The sequence below is a fragment of the Corynebacterium suicordis DSM 45110 genome (assembly GCF_015351405.1).
In the GTDB taxonomy this organism is placed as follows: Bacteria; Actinomycetota; Actinomycetes; order Mycobacteriales; family Mycobacteriaceae; genus Corynebacterium; species Corynebacterium suicordis.
Genome location: NZ_JADKMY010000006.1, coordinates 1 through 10,475 on the forward strand (window position 1 = coordinate 1; position 10,475 = coordinate 10,475).

The 10,475-nt window shown below is 56.0% G+C and carries 11 protein-coding genes and 1 pseudogene; 11 read left to right on the plus strand and 1 reads right to left on the minus strand.

All coding sequences use genetic code 11. From position 1 onward, the window contains the following. From IRY30_RS10095 to IRY30_RS10460, 10 genes and pseudogenes are all read left to right on the plus strand, one after another. A partial coding sequence (locus IRY30_RS10095) for a LuxR C-terminal-related transcriptional regulator (RefSeq protein ID WP_194557327.1) occupies window positions 1–579 on the plus strand: 579 nt, incomplete at its 5' end. 80 nt (window positions 580–659) lie between these two features. Next, window positions 660–1,568 (plus strand): ABC transporter ATP-binding protein, encoded by a 909-nt coding sequence (locus IRY30_RS10100; RefSeq protein WP_194557328.1) that lies wholly within the window; start codon window positions 660–662, stop codon window positions 1,566–1,568. Continuing rightward, window positions 1,565–2,323, plus strand: a complete 759-nt coding sequence (locus IRY30_RS10105) for an ABC-2 family transporter permease (protein WP_194557329.1) — start codon at window positions 1,565–1,567, stop codon at window positions 2,321–2,323. Before IRY30_RS10100 ends, IRY30_RS10105 begins: the two co-directional genes overlap by 4 nt. A gap of 2 nt (window positions 2,324–2,325) precedes the next feature. Then, the gene (locus tag IRY30_RS10110) at window positions 2,326–3,072 is read left to right on the plus strand and encodes an ABC transporter permease (protein ID WP_194557330.1); all 747 of its coding nucleotides are present in this window, start codon (window positions 2,326–2,328) and stop codon (window positions 3,070–3,072) included. A gap of 376 nt (window positions 3,073–3,448) precedes the next feature. Beyond that, entirely contained in the window at window positions 3,449–4,087 is a 639-nt protein-coding gene (locus IRY30_RS10115) for a recombinase family protein (protein ID WP_194557331.1), read from the plus strand. A 303-nt stretch (window positions 4,088–4,390) separates the two neighbouring features. Beyond that, window positions 4,391–5,878, plus strand: coding sequence for an ApeA N-terminal domain 1-containing protein (locus IRY30_RS10120; protein WP_194557332.1), 1,488 nt, complete (start codon window positions 4,391–4,393; stop codon window positions 5,876–5,878). A gap of 293 nt (window positions 5,879–6,171) precedes the next feature. Continuing rightward, on the plus strand, window positions 6,172–6,834 hold the full coding sequence (locus IRY30_RS10125; RefSeq protein ID WP_194557333.1) for a hypothetical protein: 663 nt from the start codon (window positions 6,172–6,174) through the stop codon (window positions 6,832–6,834). 259 nt (window positions 6,835–7,093) lie between these two features. After that, a pseudogene (locus tag IRY30_RS10455) lies at window positions 7,094–7,309 on the plus strand (type IIL restriction-modification enzyme MmeI); the annotation flags it as partial. Between the two features lie 83 nt (window positions 7,310–7,392). Further along, window positions 7,393–7,524, plus strand: coding sequence for a hypothetical protein (locus tag IRY30_RS10400; RefSeq protein ID WP_267238128.1), 132 nt, complete (start codon window positions 7,393–7,395; stop codon window positions 7,522–7,524). Beyond that, window positions 7,525–7,737 carry a helix-turn-helix domain-containing protein gene (locus IRY30_RS10460; RefSeq protein ID WP_323741517.1) on the plus strand — a complete coding sequence of 71 codons (213 nt, stop codon included), beginning with the start codon at window positions 7,525–7,527 and terminating at the stop codon, window positions 7,735–7,737. 179 nt (window positions 7,738–7,916) lie between these two features. Here IRY30_RS10460 and IRY30_RS10140 read toward each other — a convergent pair whose 3' ends face one another. After that, window positions 7,917–8,546 carry a hypothetical protein gene (locus IRY30_RS10140; RefSeq protein ID WP_194557335.1) on the minus strand — a complete coding sequence of 210 codons (630 nt, stop codon included), beginning with the start codon at window positions 8,544–8,546 and terminating at the stop codon, window positions 7,917–7,919. Window positions 8,547–8,673: 127 nt separating this feature from the next. Here IRY30_RS10140 and IRY30_RS10145 point away from each other — a divergent pair, with 127 nt between their 5' ends. After that, window positions 8,674–10,389 (plus strand): N-6 DNA methylase, encoded by a 1,716-nt coding sequence (locus IRY30_RS10145; protein ID WP_194557336.1) that lies wholly within the window; start codon window positions 8,674–8,676, stop codon window positions 10,387–10,389. Window positions 10,390–10,475 lie beyond the last annotated feature (86 nt).

Sequence of the window (10,475 nt, forward strand, 5' to 3'; positions counted from 1 at the left end):
CCCGAACGCGGATGCGGTGATCGTGGCGAAGGCCTTCGCCGGCGCCTGAGGGGCCAGGACTACAGGGGCGGGGATTCCTGTTTCGATCAGCTCCCGGGCACTGCCCGCACCACTTTGCAACAGCACCAAACAAAGTCGATTATCCTCACTACTTTCGATGATGAAGAGTATGTTCTCGGCGGTTTGGCTGCCGGGGCGAGTGGATTCATTTTGAAGGATGCTGAGCCAGAGGTGTTGTTGGAATCAATCAGAACGGTCTTTCGTGGCGACGCAGTAATTTCTCCACGGGCTACCAATCGGATTATCCACAGGTTGCAAGAACCGCAAATAACCAAAGTTTCGGCCACTGATCAGCAACGATTGTCTGATCTAACAAGCCGTGAACATGAGATTCTGGTGGCTATCGCAAAAGGATGGACGAACGCGGAGATTTGCGAGCGCTTCTTCATCTCTATGCCCACGGTGAAAACGCATGTAGGCCGCGTGATGGCAAAAACCAATTCTCGAGATCGAGTACATATCGCGCTGCTGGCATATCGTGCCGGTTTGGTTTCTAGAGAAGACCTGCTTGAGTCCTAGCGACATCATGCCTGGGTATGACGAAAAGATCCTCCTGGGAGTCGATGTTTTAGCAGCTCAGAAACGACAAGATGGTCTTCATGACCACAATCATTGAGACAAGAAATCTCACCAAGAAGTATGGTTCGACTAGTGTCGTCGACAAGCTAAATTTGGCAGTATCCGAAGGCAGCGTTCATGGCTTGTTGGGGCCAAATGGATCTGGCAAATCCACCACCATGAAAATGATGCTCGGGCTGCTCAAGCCAACCGATGGCGAAATTTACATGCTGGGGCGGCCAATGAACCGCGAGACTCGTAGCCGTGTGCTAGCGCATGTTGGTTCGCTAATCGAGCAACCGTCGGCATATTTGCATCTCACAGGTGCCGAAAACTTAGGGATAGCAGCGCGTCTGCTGCGCGCTGAGCCGGCAAATGTGCAGCGTGCGATCCACCTTGTGCGCTTGGAAAAGCACATGGACAAGCTGGTCAAAGACTATTCGCTAGGCATGAAGCAGCGACTCGGTATCGCGTTGGCGTTGCTCCGCGACCCTAAGATTCTCATCTTGGATGAGCCAACGAATGGTCTGGATCCGGCGGGCATCGAGGAAATCCGAGAGCTCATCGTCAGCCTTGCTCGCGACGAAGGCCGCACGGTACTGGTGTCGAGTCATCTACTCTCCGAGATCGAAAAGATGGCGACAGAATTAAGCATCATCCACCAGGGTCAGCTCCTATTCCAAGGGACGCAGCGGGAGCTATTCGAAACCAAGCTGCCTGATGTCTTTGTGGAGACCCCTTCTCCGGCACGGGCAGCTGAGGCGTTGCGGGCTCTAGACCCCGCAACAGTTTCGGGTGGGCTGCGGCTCGGAAACCTGAGTGAGCAGGACGTTTCGGAAATGTGCGTGCGTCTCGTTGAGCAAGGAATTCCGATCACTCAGGTAGTCCGACAGCATCGTAGCTTGGAAGAAATCTTCATCGGGCTCACTGGTCGAGGAGGCTTGCAATGATAGAAAACCTTGCCATCGAAGTCGCTAAACTTCGACGCTCTCACGTGGGGCTTTTTGGAATCGGGTTGACGGTGGGCATTGTGTTGTTCACCAGCATGGGGCTTTTTAAAACAGGGAAAATCGATTCTTTTGTCGTGAACCCAGATGAACAATGGGCGACGTACTTGATCGGCTATTTGTTGGTGCTGTCGCTGCTTGCTCCTATTCAACTCGCGCTGCTTGCTAGCCGTGCTGTAGATCCCGAGCACTTGGCCGGCGGCTGGCGTCTCAATGCCGCTGCAGGTACCTGGCCCGGCATGTTGCTCCGTCGAAAGTTTGTGATCTTCTTGTTCATTTTGGTCTTACTGCGCGTCGTGGAATTGGGCGTGATTTTGGGTGCGCCATTCACATTGGGGGCTCCCGGGCCTTCAGCTGAAGTTTGGGGAGTTTGGGTATGTACCGCGGCTGGTGCCTTGGGCACAAGTGCAGCGATGTTGGCAATATTCATGTGGATTGCTGCCCGATTCGAATCTCAATTGGTAGTGCTTGGTGTGGGCGTTCTCGGTGGGCTGTTAGGTATCTGGGGAATGCTCTCGCCGAAGTGGTTAAGCATGATCAATCCGTTTGGCTATTTCGCAGTGATTACCCCGTACACCTTCACGGACGCTGGTGTCATCCCAGTTCAACAAGCATGGGTTCCATGGGGATTATTCGTGGTGATTGCTGCGGCCAGTTTTGTCTTTTTGACCCATCGACTTAATTCAAGGGAGTACTAGCAATGCTGCTTCGAAACGAACTCCTTAAGTTCCGACGCTCCCACATTTGGACGGTGTTAGTACTCATCCCGTTAATTTCAGTCGGTTATGGAGCTGGAAACTACTCGGCAAATAAGGAAATGCTCACTGCGGGCTGGTCTAGCTATCTTTCTCAGGTCGTGCTGTTTTATGGATTGTTTTTCATGACTATCGGTATCGCGATCCTTGGTTCTGCTGCGTGGCGTCTCGAACACCGCGGATTCAACTGGAATCAGTTGATGACAATGCCACGGGGAGTTGGGGGAATAATCGCCGCAAAGATCGGCGCTTTGGTGGTGTTGGTTTCGCTCATGCAACTCATGCTCCTGCTATTTGGCATCATTGCCGGCATGGTACTTCGCGTACCTGGGCCTTTGCCATGGGTAAATATTGCGGGAATCGTATTGGCGATACTACCGGGAGCTGCAGTGGCATCCTGGCAATCTTTCTTCTCGATGATTATCCGCAATTTCGCGGCACCAGTTGCCATAGCACTAGGCGGCACAATCCTTACTTTTGGAGTGGTGAGCGCCGGCTTTGAAAAGCTTATGTGGGTCCTTCCGTCTGCACTCATAACCAATACGATTTCCCTTGGTAGCACTGCAGTTTCTACGGCGGGAGATCTAAACCTTTCTACTTTGACTGCACTCGTGGTCTCGTCAGTGGCTTTTACTGTCTTGGGCTGGGGACTGTCGGTGATGTGGTTGCAGAGGGTTGATATTCGGTCGTAGTTATTCAACACCAGAACATCTACCCTGGAGTCAATGTCTAAGATTTGGTCTCCGACCGAGAAGTGGCGACACCGCCACAAGCAAAATCGCCTCTACCGTGAGCGGCTCATGAACCGCAAGGACCGGAGATCACAAACTCGAAAGAGGATGAAGACTGGGTCGTCACGGCTCTCCGCCTGAAGTTTGCAACAGCACCGGTGTGGGCCTCCTTTACCGCTGGGGAACACTGAGCAAGGCTTCGCGAAGCGGAGTCGCGGTAGCCCCTCACTACAGCCCGACCGCTCAGGTTGCCAGACCTGCGGTACGTTGCAATGAGGTACACCCCAGACGAACACTTTGTGAATGACAAGACTTGCTGTTCGCTAGGGTTGGTTCCATGACTAATGGAACAGAACCGTCACTACCTCTAGAGATCACTGAACAGTTAGGTGCGATCTCGGGGCAGAAGGTGGGCTATGCCCGGGTGAGTTCGAAAGATCAGAATCTTGAGCGTCAGATTGAGCAACTCAAGGCGGAGAAGGTCTTTACTTACTACACCGATAAGGCCAGCGGTGGATCGCGTGAGCGTCCTGGTCTTGATGAGGCGATGCGGTATGTCCGCGCGGGGGATCAGCTTGTCGTCACGTCGATGGATCGGTGCGCGCGCTCCCTAACGGATTTGTATGCCATTGTTGACGAGCTAGTTGGCAAAGGGGTGTCGGTGAAGTTCCTCAAGGAGGGGCAGGTTTATTCGAAGGACTCCACCCCGATCGCCAAGCTGATGCTGGGGCTGCTCGGTTCGGTGGCTGAGTTTGAGCGCTCCATTATTCGGGAGCGCCAAGCAGAGGGAATCGCCCGTGCAAAGGAACGTGGTGTGTACAAGGGGCGAGCTCGCGCGCTCACTGATGAGCAGGTCTCTCAGGCCCGTGCGTGGGTGGACGCTGGCGTGCCGAAAGCGGAGGTTGCTCGGCGTCTTGGGGTGGGGCGCACTACGTTGTATGAGTACATTAAAGCCGGGCATTCAACAAAGGCATGATGAGATTGAGGTTCTCTTCTATAAGAGCGGGTCAGAATTGAAGTGCAGCTAGTCAGGATTTGGCCTCGTTCAAGTACCGGTAGACCGACGTACGGTGCAGCCCGAAGAACCGGCCGAGCTCCGCGGTCGACACGCGTCCATGCCCGATCTTCACCCCGCCAGTGTTGCATATACCCCTAATTTGCGCTCGCTCTTTGCGCTACACGTAGATGCAACGGCGGCACGCAGGGGCGGTACGGTCTCCGAGACGCATTGCCGGAGTCGCGTTAGGGGATCGTCAAATGCGACACCCACTAAACGTCGATGGATTCTGAACCCGATACGATTCTGTTCGTGGCGTTAGACAAGTTCCCCGACCCGATGGCCGAGTCCATCGGTCAGTTTCAAGTCGTTGACTCGGGTGGCGAGTTTCACAGCCCTCAGCGGACCGGCGTACTGCGGTTTAGTGGGAACCGCGCCAGCCTTGAGGTGAGCCCCGGATTTACTCCGTCGGTGAAGTGGACTAAACAGCCAAACGGAGGCTGGGCCGGGAGCCCTAACGACTCGGAGCCGGCACGCTTCTCAGTTCTAGGTTCGCTGGCGGTGAACCCGAGTGCGGTGACCCTTTGGGGTGTGCGCACGACCCGCCGGCGCTCCTTGGGCTTCGCGATGCCTGACGAGGAGGCTCTGGGCAACCATGAGATGCGAACAGATTGGTGTCTTGTCGGCGACCACATCCTCGACGAAGCTCAGCGGTTCAGTGAGATCCAGGCGGAGGTCACGAACCTCCACGACTGGGCCGGGATTCGGACGACGAAGCACATCATTCCCGCGAAGGGGCGCGGCCCGCGCGAATTTTCTGTTGAGCTCCCCGACGCGCCGCAAGCATCCCTAATCAGACCGTCGGGGCAGGTCCGCTTGGAACCGTCGGCGACGATCTCGCCACCGGCCTTCGACGGCTTTAAAGTCACGACGAACACCGCCGCGGTGTTCAATATTGACGGCGGTCTGGTCCTAACCGACGCCCTTTCTCAGGTCGCGACACCGATCGCGAGTTTGATGACGCTGCTGTCTGGAGCTGAAAGCTCAGTACGAAGGCTTGGGTTAGCCGAGGAGGACGTTCGTGTGAACGTGCTGGGGCTTCAGGTCCATTCGGAGGCGCCAAGAAGTTCTGGTGAGCTCTTTTTGTATCGCAGCGACGTCGGTGATGAGTTCCTACCTCGCTGGTTGGACCTGGCGCCGCGGGTTTCTCCAGTCCCTCAGATCCTCGCTGCTGCGTGGAGCGGTGAGTTCGCCACCGTTGAGACCGAGGCGCTCACGCTCGCGACCGCCGCTGAAATGCTTCACCGTCGGCTTCACCCGAATGCGAAGCGCTTCGACGAGGAGCAAGTCGGGCAAGCGGTTGAAGCGCTGCGTAACTCGGAGGTTGGGGGACCGGTCAAGACGAGCTTGGAAGAAGCGTTAAGGACATGGTGGGCCGACAAGTCGTACCCCCAGCGGCTCAAAGAAATCGCTGAGCCCGTTGCCGAGGCAGTGCCGTCCGCCGTTGGGAGAATCGGCCGGTGGAAAGAGGCTGTGCGTGCCCAACGTGTTGCTGGCGCCCACGGTCTGGGTGAGGAGGAATCTGGGCATACCGCAGACATCCTTGGTGTCCATGCACTCAACCAGTCGCTGCGGTGGGTTCTGACGTTCAGGCTCCTTCTCGCGGCTGGCGTTGCGCCAGAGCAGCTTGACGCTGCAACGCAGCGCAGCGAGCGATATGAGACCGCGGTACGAAGGTGGAACGACCGGCTGCCGCGCATTTTCGGCTGATTCTTACCGGCCATGGAATCGATTCGCACACCGCAACGCGTCTGCCGTGCTCGGCGCAGCGGAAAGGCAGGGGGCGAGTTCTGGATTCCCTGCAGCTCGGAACCGACTACTTGTCATAACGTCTGGATATCGGACATGGGCTAACTTTCGGCGCAGAAAGCGTGCCGACTCTTGCTGCTGTGGCGGCGGGACCCCTGTCGGTTTGCCGAAAAAGCAGGGAGAAAAGTCGGTCACACCATTGGCAGATCAATCTGCAGTTTATCGTTGTGACGAAATGGGTAGGCTTGTTGACTATGACTGACACTCGTTTAACTACCGCGTTGGAGTGCGTGGAATGTGGGGCTGAATTGTCGTATCGCGGCACTGGTCGGCGTCCTCGCTATTGCAGCCAAACGTGCCGCAACCGAGCCTATGAGGCCCGTCGCGCAGCACGCACAGGAGCGGTGGCGACTCAGGTTGTCGAGCGCGTGGTGGAGGTAGAAGCGCGCTTGAATGTGGATGCGGTGGTGCGGTGGTTACAGGGGCATCCGCGTCGCCTCTCGGCAGTATTACGGGGCATGGAGTGGACGCGCGAGCAACAAGACGGGTTGCGCTACGGACTGGAGAACGCGGCCACGGATCAGGTGGTGATCTCCCGGCAGGAGCGTGAGCGCCTGTCCCGGATGCCCGCGGTGGATCCACTGAAAAGATTGGAACTTGCTCGCTTACAGCACCGCGTGGAGTCATTGACTCGCGCTAATGAGAGTCTGACCCGTCAGCTCCAGGAGGCGACGACCCCAGCGACGGTTTCCCCGTTATCCGCCGTGAGTGGCTCGCCACGGGCGGCGGTCGGGGCTGACTATAAGGTCGTGTCGATGAACGGGAAAGACTTCCGTGTGCCCGCCGACTGGACCCGTCAACAAGCCCGCCAGTGGTGCCGGGAACACCCCGAGCAGGGCGTGGTCTCAGGCCGGTAGCGACCCCGTTGTTTCGTACCAACGAAACACATCGGGTAATGATGCAAGAGGTGTGTGGCTTCTGGGCGCGTTAGTGCAGTCGTGCCACGGCGGGGATTTTCGGGGTAGTCGGAACGCACAAGGGTGCGACGTCGTGAGTCGGGATTGTGCGTGCATGTGACAGGTCACGGGCGAGCATCACCGTAGTGTTGAGCGTGTGACTTCTTCTTTTGCTGTAGTCGCCCTGGATCGGGGCGACATCCGGAAAAACCTCACCACCATGGTGTCCCACTGGCGGCCACGCATTGATGAATGGAAATCCACGGATAAACGCCACACTGAGAAGTCCCACGCTCAACAGTTCTGGTCGGATCTTCTCCGGTGTTTCGGCGTGATCCCTGAGCGCATCGACTTGTTTGAACGCGACGCCGCGCGCGCCTCGACGGGCAATACGGGCTACATCGACTTGTTCTGGTCGGGTGTCGTACTCGGTGAGGCGAAATCGCTGGGGCGCGATCTTGACGCCGCGTTTTCTCAAGCCTTGGATTATCTTGCGGGCGGTTCGATTGAACAGCATGAGTGGCCGAATTTGAGCGCTCCATCATTAAGGAGCGTCAGGCCGAGGGGAACGTCCGCGCCACAGCGCGCGGGGTCGACAAGGGACGGGCGAAAGTGCTTACTGGAGCCCAGGTGGCCCAGGCTCGTCAGTAGGTGGCCGATGGAATACCGAAGGCTGAGGTGGCCCGTCGGCTCGGGATCGGATGCACCACGCTCTACAAATATCTCGGAGGGGACAGTGAGGTGGCTGTAAAGGGAGAATCCAGCGAGTCACCGGCTCTCCCTGCCTCTACGCCCGCTCCTGTTCTTAAAGGGCCCTGCAGGGTCACCAGTATTCGGGCTCCGACTTTATGGGGGACCCGTTGAACATGTGTTCCTCGCAGTACGCCTGATTGTCTTCCCAGTCGATTACGAGATATCCGCTTCCCCTTCTGAGGCCGCTCGAGAAGTTTTTTTACGCTCCGTTCGGCGAAAAAATTGTCGAAGGCTTAGGAGTCGGGGAAGTCTACGGGGTCAAACCGATTGGTCATTCCAAGGTCTTTTCCTTATGGGGATGGGGTGGCGCTGCCTCTAGTGACCCACACGTCAGCCTCCCAATCGAGGGGGCAGGAGTATTTTCCTTTGGCTTTCACCATTTCCCTCAGGTTCTCCTGATAGGCGATGTACTTCTCTGGGCCGAGTGTTGACCAGGCTGTTAGGCGTTTGATCCCTTCTCTGGAGGCTTCGTTGTAGACGTATAGGTCCAGGGGCACGTGCAGGTAGGGGTAAACCCTCTGCGCATCGGGGTGGTCCAACACGGCCAGGTATTTCAATGTCATGTTCAGCCACTTCTGGGCCTGGCCGTAGTGGAATTTGAAACCAGTCCGGGTGGGATGGATGCGCTGTTCGAACTCCGCGACGGTTTTCTCGCACCATTGCTTGTGTGCCCGATCGAATTCCTCCTGCGAGTCGATGGTGGCGAGATCGTCGACGAACGTCGTGATTGACTCGTGGGTCTTCTGTTTGAGGATGTCGCGGTCGGGGTGGGTACCTATGCCTCGCAGCGTGCGCTGCAGATCCGCGTAGGCCCTCCGGGAGGCGCCAAGGATGGCTTGTTCACTGGTGACGTCGGCGGTTGCGACTTTTGTGCCGAAGTAGAAGGCGATGAGGTTTCGACGTTGTGTGGTTGTGTCCATGGGGGAAGTATTCCTGAAATGGGGCGCAGGCCAGGGGTGCATGATCGAGGGTAAATATGCGCACGCTTTGGATGGCACAAGTAGGCAAAGCAAGTTCTAAGGCAATCCATGCCGATACGCTAAGAATATGCACTTTGATTCAGATCTGATCCAGCGCTTAACCCAGCAAGATTCCGCAGGGAGGACAGAAGCCGATATTCAGTCGGACATTAAGATGTTGCTGCTCTCTGCGCCGAACCTAATCCCTTCTGGAGAGCAGGCAAGTACGGTTCTCAAGCTGGAGGATCAGTTGGCAGATGGCTCCAAGCGCAGGATTGATATTGCCTTGGGCGCAACCGTTATCGAGGTAAAAAGACGCCTGATTACACAGGCAGAGGCGAACGAGTACATAGTGCAACTGCAGGGTTATGTCGAGACTCGCATGATGCAGACTGGTTCGCGGTACAACGGCATTCTTTCGGATGGGCGAAATTGGTGGCTGTTCGAGCAAGATCCTAAGACTGGGGAATTTCCTCGTCTCTCGACTTTTGAGCTAACTAATTCGGCTAAGGTTGATGAGCTCGTGGGTTGGCTACAAGCTGTGCTGGCTATGCCCGCTGGCGTGGCTCCTTCTCCTAATGCAATTGAGGACATTCTGGGAGCAACTTCACCTGGTTATACTCAAGACCGCGCGTTCTTGAGTAGTCTCTATCATTCGGTAGAAGACGATCCCACCACGAGACTCAAACGTGAGTTGTGGGCGCGCTTGCTGCGGTCCGCACTAGGTACGGGCTTCGAGGATCAAGAAAAGTTATTCCTTGATCACACAATGCTGTCCATTGAAGCAGCCGCCATTGGTCATGCCGTGATGGGTATTGAACCTGCAGAATTGTTGAAAAATCCACGAGTCATGCTCACAGGTAACTTTTTTCGCGATGCTGGTATCTACAACGCTGTAGAAGCAGATTTCTTCGACTGGGTTCTCTCTGTGTCGGATGGAGAGAAATTTGTCCGACAGATCATCCGCCGCATCACTATGTTTGACTGGTCAAAAACCCAGCATGATGTGTTGAAAGTCCTCTACGAATCAATTATCAGCGCAGAGGCCCGTAAGGGAGCAGGAGAGTATTACACGCCTGACTGGCTGGCCGAAGGCATTGTAGAAAAGACACTAACGAAGCCATTAGAACAGCGGGCGCTTGATCCTGCTTGTGGTTCCGGCACTTTTATCTATCACTTGGTTCGCCGCATCATTAAGGCTGCAGAGCAAGCCGAATGGGATAACCAAACGATCCTGAACCACATTCAAGAACACGTATTTGGTCTGGATATTCACCCTGTCTCTGTGTCCCTGGCACGTATTACTTATCTGTTGGCACTAGGTTCACGCTTGGCAGAAGATCGTGAGGATGTATGGGTGCCTATCCATTTGGGTGATTCTATCCAGTGGTATCAATCGGCGAATCATGATGAAAGTCAGATCACGATCAACACAGACGGCGTCGACCTCACGACGCCAACGACCGCCGACGATGCACTGTTTCATATCGGACACATTCTTGCCTTCCCCTTGTCAAGCATTGAAGATCCTGGCACTTTTGATCGCCTGGTCTCCGACATGACCGCAAAAGCAAAGACCTACACTGACCGTTCCGAGCAAGAGAAGAAACCTAGCGTTGATTCCATCTTGTCGAACTATGGCATTACCAGTGACCCAGATCGGGATACCTTGCGTGAGACGTTTAATCTGCTGTGCAGCCTCAATGCTCAAGGGAGAGACTCGATCTGGGGATACTACGTACGTAACCAGGTGCGCCCTTTGTGGTGCTGTTGCAAAGTGGTGCGGGCAGTGCCCGGGAGCTGATCGAAACAGGAATCCCCGCCCCTGTAGTCCTGGCCCCTCAGGCGCCGGCGAAGGCCTTCGCCACGATCACCGCATCCGCGTTCGGG

Coding starts and splice junctions, on each gene's coding strand:
- IRY30_RS10125 (WP_194557333.1), top strand. CDS start 6,172: ATGACTGACACTCGTTTAACTACCGCGTTGGAGTGCGTGGAATGTGGG.
- IRY30_RS10100 (WP_194557328.1), top strand. CDS start 660: ATGACCACAATCATTGAGACAAGAAATCTCACCAAGAAGTATGGTTCG.
- IRY30_RS10140 (WP_194557335.1), bottom strand. CDS start 8,546: ATGGACACAACCACACAACGTCGAAACCTCATCGCCTTCTACTTCGGC.
- IRY30_RS10105 (WP_194557329.1), top strand. CDS start 1,565: ATGATAGAAAACCTTGCCATCGAAGTCGCTAAACTTCGACGCTCTCAC.
- IRY30_RS10115 (WP_194557331.1), top strand. CDS start 3,449: ATGACTAATGGAACAGAACCGTCACTACCTCTAGAGATCACTGAACAG.
- IRY30_RS10145 (WP_194557336.1), top strand. CDS start 8,674: ATGCACTTTGATTCAGATCTGATCCAGCGCTTAACCCAGCAAGATTCC.
- IRY30_RS10110 (WP_194557330.1), top strand. CDS start 2,326: ATGCTGCTTCGAAACGAACTCCTTAAGTTCCGACGCTCCCACATTTGG.
- IRY30_RS10120 (WP_194557332.1), top strand. CDS start 4,391: ATGGATTCTGAACCCGATACGATTCTGTTCGTGGCGTTAGACAAGTTC.